This window comes from Streptomyces sp. NPDC049837 (genome assembly GCF_040674455.1).
In the GTDB taxonomy this organism is placed as follows: Bacteria; Actinomycetota; Actinomycetes; order Streptomycetales; family Streptomycetaceae; genus Streptomyces.
Map to the genome: position 1 here is coordinate 102689 of NZ_JBFAMP010000005.1, position 13849 is coordinate 116537.

The following is a 13849-nucleotide window of genomic DNA, read 5'->3' on the forward strand; positions in this document are numbered from 1 at the left end:
GGGTCTCCTCTGGGGGACCCGGCCCTCGGCGTGTCAGCGGTCGGGGCGCTCGGTCCACTCCCTCGGCCGCAGCGGCAGGCCCGATACGCCGTCGTCGGGCGTCCGCACGGCGAGGATCTGGTTGACGCCGATGCGGTTGCGCTCGAAGGAGACGGCGGAGGCCGCCATGTAGAGGCGCCAGACGCGGGCCCGGCCCGGGGAGGTGAGCCGCACGGCCTCGGCCCAGCGGGACTCCAGGTTGGTCACCCAGCGCCGCAGGGTGAGGCCGTAGTGCTCGCGGATGGCCTCGACGTCCCTGACCTCGAACCCGGCGTCTTCGAGGGCGGTGGTGGTCCGGCCCACGGGCGCGAGCTCGCCGTCGGGGAAGACGTACCGGTCGATGAAGTCGTCGACGTGGTAGGCGGCTTCGTCCTTCTCGGGGCGGCGGGAGATCTGGTGGTTCAGCAGCCGGCCGCCGGGCTTGAGCAGGGCGTACAGGTCATCGGCGTACTCGCGGTAGCGGATACGGCCGACGTGCTCGGCCATGCCGATGGACGAAATCGCGTCGTACGGCCCGTCCTTGACGTCCCGGTAGTCCTGTACGCGGATCTCGACCCGGTCGGTCAGGCCCTCGTCGGCGACCCGCTTGCGGGCGTAGGCGGCCTGCTCGGTGGAGAGGGTCACGCCGACGACACGGGCGCCGTACTCGCGGGCGGCGTGGATGGCCATCGAGCCCCAGCCGCAGCCCACGTCGAGCAGCCGGTCGCCCTCCTTGAGGGCCAGCTTGCGGCAGATGAGGTCGAGCTTGGCGGCCTGCGCCTCTTCGAGGGTGCTGTCCTCGGACCAGTAGGCGCACGAGTAGACCATGGACGGGCCGAGGACCAGCGCGTAGAAGTCGTTGCCGACGTCGTAGTGGTGGCTGATGGCCGCCTTGTCGCGCCGCTTGGTGTGCAGGGGGCCGGTGCGGAGGCGGACCTCCTCGGCGGGCGGCGGGGGCGGCGGCCAGGCCCCGGCGAGCTGGAGCAGGCCACGGGCGGCGGCGCGGAATCTGGGGTCCCGTACGGCGCGTACGGCGTGCACGGCGTCCTTGGCGTCGGCGCCGCGCTCCCAGACGAGGCCCGCGAGCCGGTCGAGGGCCTCGTACAGATCGCCGTCCACGTCGAGCTCCCCGGCGACCCAGGCCCGGGCGAGCCCCAGCTCCCCCGGCTTCCACAACAGCCGCCGCAGCGCCCGGCGGTGGCGTACGACGAGGACGGGCGCACCCGGCGGTCCCGCCTCACTGCCGTCCCAGGCGCGGATCCCGACCGGGAGCGGAAAGCCCAGCAGGTCCTCGGCGAGCGTGGTGAGCCGCGACGCGGCGTCGGCCATGGTGCACACCTCCGTGATGAGGGGTCCCAGAAATGCTCAACACCACGAAAACACCCGGGGCGCACGGATGCAGTCCCGAAACGAAGCAATGCGACGGCAAAATGCGTGCCGCTCGGCCCCGCCGGGCGCCCTGACACCCCTTCAGCCCGCCGGAGCCACCCCCGGCCCGGAGCACGGGCCGCCGGAGCAGGGGCGCACGGGCCCCAGTACCCGGGTACGCGAAAGGGGCCGCCCGCACCACGGATGGCGGGCGGCCCCCTCGGCGGAGGTGTCCAGGATTACCCGGTCAGGAGGCCTTGGCCTTCTCCGGCTTCGACGCCGACGGCGCCGCCGGGGCCGGCTTGGCCGCCTCGTAGAACTCCTCGCGCGGCGACTCGATCGCGCCGAGCGAGACGACCTCGCGCTTGAGGAACATCGCGAGCGTCCAGTCCGCGAAGACGCGGATCTTGCGGTTCCAGGTCGGCATCGCCATGCCGTGGTAGCCACGGTGCATGTACCAGGCGAGACGGCCCTTGAGCTTGATCTTCATCTTGCCCATGACGATCATCGCGACGCCCTTGTGCAGGCCGAGACCGGCGACCGCACCCTTGTTGGCGTGGCTGTACTCCTTCTGCGGGAAGCCCCGCATACCGGAGATCACGTTGTCGCCGAGGACACGGGCCTGGCGCAGCGCGTGCTGGGCGTTCGGCGGGCACCAGGCGTTCTCGTTGCCGGCCTTGCGGCCGACGAGGTCCGGGACCTGGGCGTTGTCGCCGGCGGCCCAGATGTAGTCGGTGCCCTTGACCTGGAGCGTGGCGTCGCAGTCCACGTGGCCGCGCGGGCCCAGCGGCAGGCCGAAGCGGGCGAGCGCCGGGTTGGGCTTCACACCGGCGGTCCACACGATGGTGTTGGAGTCGACCTCCAGGCCGTTCTTCAGCACCACGTGGCCGTCGACGCAGGAGTCCATGGACGTCGAGAGGTAGACCTCGACCCCACGGCCCTCCAGGTGCTCCTTGCCGTACTTGCCGAGCTTGGGGCCGACCTCGGGAAGGATCTTGTCCGCGGCGTCCACCAGGATGAAGCGCATGTCCTCGCGCTTCACGTTCTTGTAGTACTTCGCGGCGTCGCGGGCCAGGTCCTCGACCTCGCCGATGGTCTCCGCGCCGGCGAAGCCGCCGCCCACGAAGACGAAGGTCAGCGCCTTGCGGCGGACCTCCTCGTCGGTCGTCGAGTCGGCCTTGTCGAGCTGCTCGAGGACGTGGTTGCGCAGGCCGATGGCCTCCTCGATGCCCTTCATGCCGATGCCCTGCTCGGCGAGGCCGGGGATCGGGAAGGTGCGGGAGACCGCGCCCATCGCGATGACCAGGTAGTCGAACGGCAGCTCGTACGCCTCGCCGACGAGCGGCGCGATCGTGGCGACCTTGCGGTCCTGGTCGATGGTGGTGACCCGGCCGGTGAGTACCTCGGCCTTGGGCAGCACGCGTCGCAGCGGGACGACGACGTGCCGCGGCGAGATGCTGCCGGCGGCGGCTTCGGGCAGGAAGGGCTGGTAGGTCATGTACGACCGGGGGTCGACGACCGTGACGGTCGCCTCGCCGTAGCGCATCTTCTTGAGAATGCGCCGAGCTGCGTACAGGCCTACGTACCCACCGCCTACTACGAGGATCCTGGGACGCTCCGTGGTGCTCATGCCATCGAGTATCCACCCGCCGGAGGGGGGTCGCTCGTGCGCCCCTTCACAAGGTTCTGGGAGACCTCTGCTACACTGCGCGGCCCGCGTGACCGAGGTCATGGCGCCACGAGGGAACCACGGTGTAACGGAAGACGTTGTTCACCCCCGTTGAACTGGGGCGGCGAGCACCTTTTAACCGTGGACCACCACCGGAGTTCACACCTACGAAACACAGCCGAGGGTGGCGTACACGCCTGCGAAAGGGCCCCGAGCGGGGCGCTGGAGGCCGTTGGACGGCTCCTTGGCCCCCCTCAGGGCCCTTTTCCTTGTGAAGAACTTCACGAACTTTTCCGACGCGCTGTCCGGACGGGTGTCCGCCGGGCCCGCGTCAGACGAGCGAGAGGGCGATTCCGTCCAGAATGTCGTGCTCGGAAACGACCACCTCACGGGCCCCGGTCCGCTCCATGACGGCCAGCAGGACCAGCGCGCCCGAGACGATGACGTCCACCCGGCCCGGGTGCATCACGGGGATCGCGGACCGCTCGTCGTGCGTCGCCGCCAGCAGCCGCGCGGTGACCTCGGCGACCCGCTCGTAGGAGATCCGGGAGCGGTGGATCGCCGCCGAGTCGTACTCGGCCAGCCCCAGCGCGATCGCCGCCACCGTCGTCACCGAACCGGCCAGCCCGACGAGCGTCTCCGCCTCCCGCAGCGGAACGGTCTCCTCCGCCAGGTCCAGGGCCGCCTCGATGTCCGACCGGATCGCCGCCACCTCGGCCTCCGACGGCGGGTCGCTGCGCACATGACGCTCGGTCAGGCGTACGCAGCCGATGTCGACCGACCGGGCGGCACGCGCGTGCGTGCGGCCGACCACGAACTCGGTGGAGCCGCCGCCGATGTCCACGACCAGGTACTCACCGTCGCCGGGGCCCGTCAGCTCCTTGGTCGCCCCGGTGAAGGAGAACTCCGCCTCCTGGTCACCGGTGATGACCTCGGGCTCCACGCCCAGGATGTCCTTCACGCCCCGGACGAAGTCGTCGCGGTTCCCCGCGTCGCGCGAGGCCGAGGTCGCCACGAAACGCAGCCTCTCGGCCCCGTACTCCTCGATGACGGCGGCGTACTCGCGGCACGCCGCGAAGGTCCGCTCCAGCGCCTCGGGGGCGAGCCGGCCGGTCTTGTCCACGCCCTGGCCGAGCCGGACGATCGTCATCCGCCGGTCCAGGTCGGTGACTTCACCGGTCGCCGGGTCGACGTCGGCGACCAGGAGGCGGATGGAGTTCGTACCGCAGTCGATGGCGGCGACGCGGGTCACTGGTCGTCCTCCTTCCGCGGAGTGACACAAGGCCCCTTGGCCCACCACTCCGGCAGCATCGCGATGGCCTCGTCGCCCAGCGGGTTCACGCCCGGCCCGGCGGCCAGCGAGTGGCCCACGAGCACGTGCAGGCACTTCACGCGGTCCGGCATGCCGCCGGCGCTCGGGAAGCCCTCCAGGACCTCGATGGCGTCACGGCGCGCGATGTAGTCCTCGTGCGCGGCGCGGTAGGCGGCGGCCAGCTCCGGGTCGGTCTGGAGCCGCTCGGACATCTCCTTCATGACGCCGTTCGCCTCCAGCGTGCCGATCGCGGAGGCCGCGCGCGGGCAGGTGAGGTAGTACGTCGTCGGGAACGGCGTGCCGTCCGGGAGCCGGGGCGCGGTCTCCACCACGTCCGGGTTGCCGCACGGGCAGCGGTGCGCGATGGCGCGCAGGCCGCGCGGCGGGCGGCCGAGCTGTTCCTTGAACGCCGCGACGTCCGCCTCGGTGGGCTCGGTGCGTTCGGTCTGCGGAGGGGGCGTTTCCATGCCTGCCTTGGGTTCTACTTGCGGTCGGTGCGGTCGGCGGTGTCCACGCCGTCCCAGAGGTTGGAGTACCAGGGGCGGTCGGCCGCGCCCTGGTCGGTGCGGCGCTCGCGCACCGCGTCGGGGTCGATGACCGTGTAGCCGGTCTCCCCCGGGAGTACATAGTGCAGGTGCTCGCGGGCGAGGCGCCTGATGTACGCGTCGTCCTGGAGCCGCGCCTTCTCGTCGCGGAGCCGTTCGACGCGCTCGCTCGCCTCGGCCGCCAGCCGCTCCTGCTCGGCGATCTCGGCGCGCTGGGAGACCCATTGGCGCATCGGGTAGGCCAGCGCGACCACCAGCGAGCAGACCACCAGGGCCAGGAAGGCGGCGCGGCCGGTGAGCCGGGAGCGGCGGGCCTGCCGGCGGGTCTGGGAGCGGTAGACGCGGGCGGCGGTCTGCTCGCCGAGCAGTCGCAGCCTGGTCGCGGTGGAGAACCGGTCCCGGGCCATGTCGTGTACCCGCCTCCCCTTGCCCGTTACGTACGTACGTCCCCGGACACGGTACGGGACCGTGGCCGGGGACGTACGTAACCGGGCTATGCGACCGGGCCGGTGATCAGCCCTTGAAGCGCGGGAAGGCGCTGCGGCCCGCGTACACCGCGGCGTCGTCGAGGATCTCCTCGATGCGCAGGAGCTGGTTGTACTTGGCGACGCGCTCGGAACGGGCCGGGGCACCGGTCTTGATCTGGCCGCAGTTGGTGGCGACGGCCAGGTCGGCGATGGTGACGTCCTCGGTCTCGCCGGAGCGGTGCGACATCATGCACTTGAAGCCGTTGCGCTGGGCCATCTCGACGGCGTCCAGGGTCTCGGTCAGCGAACCGATCTGGTTGACCTTGACCAGCAGGGCGTTCGCGGCGCCCTCGTCGATGCCGCGAGCCAGGCGCTCCGGGTTGGTGACGAACAGGTCGTCACCGACGAGCTGGACCTTGGAGCCCAGCTTCTCGGTGATGGTCTTCCAGCCGTCCCAGTCGTCCTCGAACAGCGGGTCCTCGATGGAGACCAGCGGGTACGCCTCGACGAGCTCGGCGTAGTAGTCCGTCATCTCGGCGGCCGAGCGGGACTTGCCCTCGAACTGGTAGGCACCGTCCTTGTAGAACTCGGACGCGGCGACGTCGAGCGCCAGGGCGATGTCCTTGCCCGGGGCGTAGCCGGCCTGCTTGATGGCCTCGAGGATCAGGTCGAGGGCGGCGCGGTTGGAGTCCAGGTTCGGGGCGAAGCCGCCCTCGTCGCCCAGACCCGTCGACAGGCCCTTGGCCTTCAGGACGGACTTGAGGGTGTGGTAGACCTCGGCGCCCCAGCGCAGCGCCTCGGAGAAGGACTCCGCGCCGATCGGGGCGATCATGAACTCCTGGATGTCCACGTTGGAGTCGGCGTGCGAGCCGCCGTTCAGGATGTTCATCATCGGAACGGGCAGCAGGTGCGCGTTCGGGCCGCCCAGGTAGCGGAAGAGCGGCAGGTCGGACGCCTCGGAGGCGGCGTGGGCGACGGCGAGGGAGACGCCGAGGATGGCGTTGGCGCCGAGCGACGACTTGTCCGGCGTGGCGTCCAGGTCGAACATCGCCTGGTCGATCAGCCGCTGCTCGGTGGCGTCGTAGCCGACGAGCTCCGGGCCGATCTGCTCGATGACGGCGAGGACGGCCTTCTCGACACCCTTGCCGAGGTAGCGGTCCTTGTCACCGTCGCGGAGCTCGAGGGCCTCGAACGCACCGGTGGACGCACCGGACGGGACGGCAGCACGGCCGGTGCTGCCGTCGTCGAGGCCGACCTCGACCTCGACCGTGGGGTTGCCTCGGGAGTCCAGGATTTCCCGGGCTACGACGACGTCGATGGACGGCACGAGCATCTCCTTCTGGGATGTGACGCAAAATGTGACGCATGCGGTGCAGGGTCTCTTTGGCCTTGCGGCAAGAGCCTAACCGGCCGCGAGGCCGTGACCAGCCGACGCCCGCCTCCTGGGACGAAAAAGGGCTCACCAGGCTGCATTGCGGGCGAAACACCACGAAACTTACCGGTCGGTAACGCTGCTGGAGCGAGGAACCCCGGCCCGGCTCGCACGGGGGAAGGGCAAGCCGGGCCGGGGTGGTCCCGCGGGGGTCAGCTCAGGTGGAGCTGCTGGCCCGGGTAGATCAGGTCGGCGTCGTCGACGATGTCCTTGTTCAGCTCGAAGAGCTTCTGCCAGCCGCCCGCGACCTTCTTCTCGGCGGCGATGGTGCTGAGCGTGTCGCCGGCCTTGACCTTGTACTCGCCGTCGCCCTTCTCGACCTTCTTGCCGGTCGGGGTGGTGACGGTCTTCGGCGCGGCCTTCTTCTCGGCCTTCGGGGCGGTGCGCTGCTCGCTGCGCGTGGTGGGCTGCTCGGCCTTGCGCTCCTGCTGCGGCTGGGCCTGCTCGGCGCCGCCGCCGTCGTAGGAGGCGTTGGACAGGCCGACGCCGCAGTGCGGCCAGGCGCCCTTGCCCTGGCCGGCGAGGACCTTCTCGGCTATCTCGATCTGCTGCGACTTCGAGGCCTGGTCGGCGGTCGGGGCGTACGCGGTGCCACCGTAGGCGGCCCAGGTGGAGGCCGAGAACTGGAGGCCGCCGTAGTAGCCGTTGCCGGTGTTGATGGACCAGTTGCCGCCGGACTCGCACTGGGCGACCTTGTCCCACTCGGCGGCGGTGGCGGCCGAGGCGGACGTGGCGCCCATCAGCGGGGCGGCGACGGCGACACCGGTGATGCCGGCGAACGCGGCGAACCGGGCGGCCTTGGAGGGGCGACGGTGCTTGGCCTTGCTGGAGAACAGCATGGGGACATCTCCTCACCGACGCCTGCGAGGTGAGCTGTCGGGTTCGGGCGTGAGCTGCCCGGCCGCGCGGCACCGCGGTGCGGCGCGCGGCTTCACCCCTAGCCGGTCCGTGCCATGTCTCCATGGCCGGGCCCGGCACTTACCTTGGGTCCCCCGCTCCTGCCTTCGGCGCGTGACGCGACGACCGTTCCCGTCGACCGGCGGCAGGATTCGGCGTTCCGGTCGATGGGGCCCGCGGTGGCGAGCGGTCACGACCGTAAACAGAGACCTCCCCGAAGTTCAAAGACGGACATCGGGGTCAATCCGCCCTTATGCGCCTGCCCTTGACGGGCGTTTACGCAGGTGAAGGGCGGATTGTGCGGTTCGGGCGGCCATGATGCGCCAGTTGGGGCGAAGAGATTCATGTCTCACTTACCCAGAAGTGGACATACACCCCGAAGTCGAGCCGCGCCTACGGCTGATCCGCCGTCAGATCGAGGCTCTGACCGGGGACGATGAGGTCCGGATCGGCGCCGACGGTCTCCCGGTTGGCCTCATAGAGGGCGGGCCACCCTCCGGGGACCTCGTGCTCGTCCGCGATGCTCCAGAGGTTGTCGCCGGGACGGACGGTGTAGGCGCCGGGCTCGACGCTGCCGGGGTCGCGCGACGCTCCGCCACCCCGGGAGGCGTGACCGTCACTTTCGCGCCCGGTGCCCGAATTGCCGGTATCGGCGGGCTTGGTGGGATCGGTGGGCTTGGTGGTGCTTTCGCCCTCCGGTGCGGCCGGGGCGACCGGGGCGGTCGGGTCGGCCGCCGGGGTCCCCTCGGGGGCGGGCTCGCCGCGGTGCTTGCCGGTGCCCGGAGCGGGGGTCGTGCCGGGCGCCGTCGGAGCGGGCTCGGTGGGCAGGAGGGTGCCGGCCGGGTCGGTCGGTGTGGCGGCCGGGTCGGTGGGCGCGGCCGGGTCCGTCGGCGTGGCGGGCGCGGTCGGGCCTTCGAGGGTCTCGGCCGGGTCCGTCGGCTCGGCGCTCTGTGCCGGGTCGGACGGCTCCGGGGCGGTCTCGGTGGGCGCGATACCCAGGTCGGTCCCGGGGGTCTCGGCGGCACCGCCCAGGCCGGCGATGGGGGCGCAGGTCTCCCACGCCTTGACGCCCGTCGCGGCGTAGACCTTCTCGGCGACGGATATCTGCTCGGTGCGGCTGGCGAGGTCGGGGCGCGCGGCGTGGGCGAGGCCCCCGTACGACTCCCAGGTCTCCTGCGACATCTGGAGGCCGCCGTAGAAGCCGTTGCCCAGGTCGGCGCTCCACAGGCCGCCGGACTCGCATTCGGCCACCCGGTCCCAGGTGGTCGCGTCGGCCGCCGACGCGGAACCCGCGCCGAGCAGCGGGAGCGCGATGGCGGATCCGGTCACCCCTGCCGCGACGACGATGGCGGGGGCTTGACGGGGTCGTCGGTGCCGGCCGTTCCCGGAGCGCATGCGGTGCTGCCTTTCGCGTGACTGCTGAGGTGACGGTGAACGTAGCGGCATTCGAACGTCAGTCACAAGTCGATGCACCGGAGATTACGCGAAGATCACAGAACTGACGAAGTGTCAGCCGACATGAGGGGTGAACTCCACCGGGAGCGTGCGCAGTCCACGCATAATGAGCCCGCCACGCCACCGCAAATCGGCAGGATCCACCGCAAGTCGCAAGTCCGGCAGCCGGGTCAGCAGGGTTGCCAGCGCGGTCTGCCCCTCCAGCCGGGCGAGCGGCGCGCCCAGGCAGTAGTGGATGCCGTGCCCGTACCCCAGGTGCTGGTTGTCCCGCCGGGCCAGGTCGAGCGTGTCCGGGTCGGTGAACCGCTCCGGGTCGCGGTCGGCGGCGGCGAGGACGACGAGGACGGGGTCACCGGCCGCGATCCGCTCGCCGCCGATGGTGAGCGGCTCCGTCGCGAACCGCCACGTCGCCAGCTCCACCGGCCCGTCGTAGCGCAGCAGTTCCTCGACCCCGGTCTCCAGCAGCCCGTGCTCACCGGCGGCGAGGGACTCCTGGAGCCGGGCCCGCTGGTCGGGGTGACGAAGCAGGGCATAGACCCCATTACCGATCAAGTTCACGGTCGTCTCGAAGCCTGCGAACAGCAGGATGAACGCCATCGCGGCGGCCTCGTTCTCGGTGAGGTGCTCGCCGTGGTCCGAGGCCTTGATGAGCCCCGAGATCAGGTCGTCCCCCGGATCCTCCCGCTTGCGGTGGATCAGCTCGGCGAGGTACCCGCGCATCTTCTTCACCGACCGGGCGACCCCGCCGCGCGGCCCGCCGCCGTGCCGGATCATCATCCCCGCCCAGTCACGGAAGTCGTCCTGGTCCTCACGCGGGACGCCCAGCATGTCGCAAATGGCGTAAATGGGGAGCGGGAAGGCGAACTCATGGATGAGGTCGGCGCTCCCCTTTGTGGCGAAGTTGTCGATCAACCGGTCCGTCAGCTCCTGCACGCGCGGCGCGAACTCCGCCACGCGCCGGGGCGTGAACGCCTTGGAGACCAGGCGGCGCAGCCGGGTGTGGTCCGGCGGGTCGATGTTGAGCAGGTGCGTCATCAGCTCGGCCTTGCGCTCACCGGGGATGCCGGTCTTGCCCTTGGCGTGCGCGGGCTCGTCGTGATGGGCGGGGTTCTTGCTCAGCCGCTGGTCCGCCAGCGCCTGCCGGGCGTCCGCGTACCGCGTCACCAGCCACGCCTCGACCCCACTGGGCAGCCGGGTCCGGTGCACGGGCGCGTGCTCCCGGAGCCAGGCGTAGGCAGGGTACGGGTCGGTGGCGAACTCCCAGGTGAAGAGTTCGGGCGCGGCGTTCGGGTCGTTCACGCCCTCGACGTTAACGCGTCGGCGGCCGACCCCTTGGCCACCCGGGCGCAGTCCCCAGGGGCCCCTGGCGCGGGTGCCCATGCCCCCGGCCACCCGGCGCGGACGGGAACCGCCCGGCGCGGAACCACCCGGCGCGGTCACCGCCGGGAACCGCCCGGCGCGGCCACCAGAGCCCGCCGGCGTCAGGCGCCCTGGCCCTCCGCCGTGCGGATCGCGTCCCGGTAGGCGCGGCCGGCTGCCCGCAGCGCGGCCTCCGGGTCCACGCCCGCCGCTTCCGCCCGTACCGCCAGGGCCAGCAGCTCGTAGCCGATGCTGTCGCCGGACGGGACCGGGACGTCCAGGCCCGCGCTGCGCACCCGGCTCGCGAGCTTGGCCGCCAGGGCGAGGCCGGGCTGGCCGAGCGGGACGCCGTCGGTCACGGACGCGCGCTGCTTCTCGACCGCCTTCGTGCGCAGCCAGTGCTCCTTGACCTCCTCCGGCGTCTCGGCGCGCTCCTCGCCGAAGACGTGGGGGTGGCGGTGGATGAGCTTCTCGACGATCGTGCCCGCGACGTCGTCGATCGAGAACGGCTCCTCGGCGTGCTCCTCGGCGATCCGGGCGTGGAAGACCACCTGGAGCAGGACGTCCCCGAGCTCCTCGCGCAGCTCGTCACGGTCGCCGTCCTCGATGGCCTCGACGAGTTCGTACGCCTCCTCGATGCCGTACTTGGCCAGGCCCTCGTGCGTCTGCTGCGACGACCAGGGGCATTCGCGCCGGATACGGTCCATGACCTCGACGAGGTCCAGCAGCCGCGCGCCCGGCAGGTCGTACGAACCGGGCAGCAGCTCCAGGTCGGGCATCGACACCCGGCCGGAGCCCGCCATCCGGGCCAGCCCGTCCGTCAGGGCACGGTCGCCCTCGCCGGTCGCGACGACCACCACCGTGCGGCCCCCGGCGCAGGCGCCGACCAGCTCCTCGGCGGTCGGCGCCGCGATCTCTACCGTCACGCCCGCCTCGCGCACGTACGGGAGCTGCGGGTGCGCCTCGTCGGCGCACAGCACCCGGTCCGCGGCGTGCAGCGTCCGCCACGCGGGCCAGGACAGCAGCCCCGGCGCGACGCGGTGGCTGGCGGTGAGCAGGACGATACGGCCGGGGTTCTCGGCGTCGAGCGTGTCGGGGGTGTCGGCGTTCACCCCTCGAACCTACATCTGCTGCCGGCCGCCGAGCTGCCGGAGCCAGGGTGCGCTGTACTCGCCGAGCTGGATCTTGTCGTTGTCCCACGTGCCGTAGCGCGGGTTCACGTCGATGTCGAGCTCCTTGGAGGCGGCCGCGAACACCTCGGTGAGCTTCTGCTGCCCCTCCGGGGTGTTCCCGGCACCCAGCTTGGCGGCGATCTTGTTCATGAGGACGTTGCGCCGCACCACGCTGTCGATCTCGTCGGGGGCGACGCCCTGCTGCTGGAGCAGCATCGCGGCGAGCTGCTCCTCGCCGCCGCTCTGGCCCGCGGCGGCCCGCCGGGTCTCCTGGATCTCCTTGCGGCTGGCGGTGATCCCGTGGTCGGCGGCGACCTTCTCCACCACCCGGTCGAAGATCATGCCGTTCAGCTTCTCGCGGTTCAGGTCCCCGGTGGCCTCAATGAGCTGCTTCGCCTGCGGGGACGCCTGCTGGGCGGTGCGTACGTCCCTGACCTGGGCCTGGAGCGCGGCCACCTCGATCCGCTCGCCGTCGACGACGGCCGCCGCGCCCGGGTGGGCGTCGCTTCCGCAGCCGGCCAGGAGCGGGGCCGCGGCGAGGAGCGCGGCGGAGACGGTGAGCGCGGTGCGACGGCGGCGATGCAGGCGGTGCAAAGGAGCCTCCCGGCGTGGGTCGTGCGTCAGTGGGAACGACCTTGCGGTGATCGATGGTAGGCAGTCGCGGTGGCATAGGCCACTACTTCGAGGCCACTGCTTGCGTCAACGACTCACGGGTCCGGGGAGTCTCGGGACGCAGCATGATCGTCCGGGAGACGGCGAACGTGATGGGGATGGCCGCCGCGGCGGCGACCAGCGGGGCCCAGCGGCTGGAGAAGCCCGCCAGGTCCACCAGCAGCCAGACGCCGCTCGTGGTGATCACGAAGTTGGCGGCGTTGGTCAGCGGGAACAGCAGGAACTTCCGCCAGGTCGGGCGGGTGCGGTAGGTGACGTGGCAGTTCAGGAAGAAGGACCCGGTCATGGAAAGGAGGAAGGCGACGACGTGGGCGGCCACATAGGGCAGGCCCAGGGCCAGGAACGACAGGTAGAAGCCGTAGTACGTGGCGGTGTTCACCACGCCCACCAGCGCGAACCTGACCAACTGGCCGCGGACGGTCATCGGCGTACGAGCTCCCCACGGGGTCGTTGGTGCGATACGGGGGTGTTGGTCGCCTTCACCAGGAAGTGCGGGCGCCGCTTCACCTCGTAATAGATACGGCCCACATACTCCCCGACGAGTCCCAGCATCACCATCTGGACCCCGGCGAGTGCCGTGACCGTCACCAGCAGGGTGACATAACCGGGGGTGTCGACACCGTTCACCAGCGTGACACCGACGATCCAGGCGGCATACGCGGTGGCGAGGGCCACCAGCAGCAGGCCGAGATAGAGCGCGGCCCGCAGCGGTTTGTCGTTGAAGGAGATCAGACCGTCCAGGCCATAGTTGAGCAGTTTGCGGAAGGACCATTTCGAGCGGCCCTGCTCACGTGGTGCGTTTTCGTACGCGAAGGTCGTGGTGCGGAATCCGACCCAGGCGAAGAGGCCCTTGGAGAAACGGTTGTACTCGGTGAGTTCCAGTATCGCGTCGACCGTCCGGCGCGACAGCAGCCGGAAGTCGCCGACGCCGTCGACGAGCTCGACGTCGACGAGGCGGTTGATCAGCCAGTAGTAGGCGCGGGCGGCGACGGTACGGGTGACCCGGTCGCCCGTGCGGGTGCGCCGGGCTATGACCTGGTCGTAGCCGTCGTCGTACAGCCGCACCATGCGGCGTATCAGCTCCGGCGGGTGCTGGAGGTCGGCGTCCATGATGACGACCGCGTCCCCGCCCGCGTGCTGGAGCCCGGCCAGCATCGCCGCCTCCTTGCCGAAATTGCGGCTGAAGGAGACATAGCGGGTCCGGGGGTCCGAAGCCGCGATCCCTTCGAGGAGGGAGAGCGTACGGTCATGACTTCCGTCGTCCACGTAGACCAGCTCGAATTCCACCGCGAATTCCCCCGCGACGGATTCGAGTTCCGTGGTCACATGGCCGTGGAAGCGGCCGATGATCTCCTCTTCGTTGAAGCACGGCACAACAATCGAGATCAGCACGGAAGAACGACAACCGATGTGCGTGTCGGCGGCGGTCGCTCCACATGGCGGGCAAGCGACCATTGAATGAACTGGTCCGGGAGGCCGGTGA

Annotated in this window: 13 protein-coding genes and 1 riboswitch; all 13 genes read right to left on the reverse strand. The window is 70.9% G+C overall.

The genetic code is table 11. The features are described 5' to 3' along the window. Nucleotides 1-33: 33 nt before the first annotated feature. Nucleotides 34-1347: a cyclopropane-fatty-acyl-phospholipid synthase family protein gene (locus tag AB0J57_RS15355; RefSeq protein WP_366128621.1), complete on the reverse strand. Its 1314-nt coding sequence runs from the start codon at nucleotides 1345-1347 to the stop codon at nucleotides 34-36. A gap of 286 nt (nucleotides 1348-1633) precedes the next feature. Then, complete coding sequence (locus AB0J57_RS15360) at nucleotides 1634-3016, reverse strand: NAD(P)/FAD-dependent oxidoreductase (protein ID WP_366128622.1); 1383 nt, start codon at nucleotides 3014-3016, stop codon at nucleotides 1634-1636. Between the two features lie 370 nt (nucleotides 3017-3386). Then, entirely contained in the window at nucleotides 3387-4307 is a 921-nt protein-coding gene (locus AB0J57_RS15365) for a Ppx/GppA phosphatase family protein (protein WP_366128623.1), read from the reverse strand. Further along, on the reverse strand, nucleotides 4304-4834 hold the full coding sequence (locus AB0J57_RS15370; protein WP_366128624.1) for a DUF501 domain-containing protein: 531 nt from the start codon (nucleotides 4832-4834) through the stop codon (nucleotides 4304-4306). The genes AB0J57_RS15365 and AB0J57_RS15370 overlap by 4 nt, the downstream gene beginning before the upstream one ends. Nucleotides 4835-4848: 14 nt before the next feature. After that, nucleotides 4849-5319: a septum formation initiator family protein gene (locus tag AB0J57_RS15375; protein WP_366128625.1), complete on the reverse strand. Its 471-nt coding sequence runs from the start codon at nucleotides 5317-5319 to the stop codon at nucleotides 4849-4851. A gap of 106 nt (nucleotides 5320-5425) precedes the next feature. Next, the gene (gene eno / locus AB0J57_RS15380; protein ID WP_366128626.1) at nucleotides 5426-6706 is read right to left on the reverse strand and encodes a phosphopyruvate hydratase; all 1281 of its coding nucleotides are present in this window, start codon (nucleotides 6704-6706) and stop codon (nucleotides 5426-5428) included. Nucleotides 6707-6963: 257 nt separating this feature from the next. Beyond that, nucleotides 6964-7650 carry a transglycosylase family protein gene (locus tag AB0J57_RS15385; protein WP_366128627.1) on the reverse strand — a complete coding sequence of 229 codons (687 nt, stop codon included), beginning with the start codon at nucleotides 7648-7650 and terminating at the stop codon, nucleotides 6964-6966. 4 nt (nucleotides 7651-7654) lie between these two features. Continuing rightward, a riboswitch (cyclic di-AMP (ydaO/yuaA leader) is annotated at nucleotides 7655-7831 on the reverse strand. A gap of 270 nt (nucleotides 7832-8101) precedes the next feature. After that, nucleotides 8102-9037 carry a transglycosylase family protein gene (locus AB0J57_RS15390; RefSeq protein ID WP_366128628.1) on the reverse strand — a complete coding sequence of 312 codons (936 nt, stop codon included), beginning with the start codon at nucleotides 9035-9037 and terminating at the stop codon, nucleotides 8102-8104. 180 nt (nucleotides 9038-9217) lie between these two features. Beyond that, a complete protein-coding gene (locus AB0J57_RS15395) occupies nucleotides 9218-10462 on the reverse strand; it encodes a cytochrome P450 (protein ID WP_366128629.1) in 1245 nt (414 codons plus the stop codon). Between the two features lie 182 nt (nucleotides 10463-10644). After that, entirely contained in the window at nucleotides 10645-11634 is a 990-nt protein-coding gene (locus AB0J57_RS15400) for a nucleoside triphosphate pyrophosphohydrolase (protein WP_366128630.1), read from the reverse strand. Between the two features lie 9 nt (nucleotides 11635-11643). After that, nucleotides 11644-12279 (reverse strand): SurA N-terminal domain-containing protein, encoded by a 636-nt coding sequence (locus AB0J57_RS15405; protein ID WP_366129090.1) that lies wholly within the window; start codon nucleotides 12277-12279, stop codon nucleotides 11644-11646. 91 nt (nucleotides 12280-12370) lie between these two features. After that, entirely contained in the window at nucleotides 12371-12790 is a 420-nt protein-coding gene (locus AB0J57_RS15410) for a GtrA family protein (RefSeq protein ID WP_366128631.1), read from the reverse strand. Next, nucleotides 12787-13758: a glycosyltransferase family 2 protein gene (locus AB0J57_RS15415; RefSeq protein ID WP_366128632.1), complete on the reverse strand. Its 972-nt coding sequence runs from the start codon at nucleotides 13756-13758 to the stop codon at nucleotides 12787-12789. The genes AB0J57_RS15410 and AB0J57_RS15415 overlap by 4 nt, the downstream gene beginning before the upstream one ends. Nucleotides 13759-13849: the final 91 nt, after the last annotated feature.

Coding starts and splice junctions, on each gene's coding strand:
- AB0J57_RS15355 (WP_366128621.1), bottom strand. CDS start 1,347: ATGGCCGACGCCGCGTCGCGGCTCACCACGCTCGCCGAGGACCTGCTG.
- AB0J57_RS15360 (WP_366128622.1), bottom strand. CDS start 3,016: ATGAGCACCACGGAGCGTCCCAGGATCCTCGTAGTAGGCGGTGGGTAC.
- AB0J57_RS15370 (WP_366128624.1), bottom strand. CDS start 4,834: ATGGAAACGCCCCCTCCGCAGACCGAACGCACCGAGCCCACCGAGGCG.
- AB0J57_RS15375 (WP_366128625.1), bottom strand. CDS start 5,319: ATGGCCCGGGACCGGTTCTCCACCGCGACCAGGCTGCGACTGCTCGGC.
- AB0J57_RS15385 (WP_366128627.1), bottom strand. CDS start 7,650: ATGCTGTTCTCCAGCAAGGCCAAGCACCGTCGCCCCTCCAAGGCCGCC.
- AB0J57_RS15410 (WP_366128631.1), bottom strand. CDS start 12,790: ATGACCGTCCGCGGCCAGTTGGTCAGGTTCGCGCTGGTGGGCGTGGTG.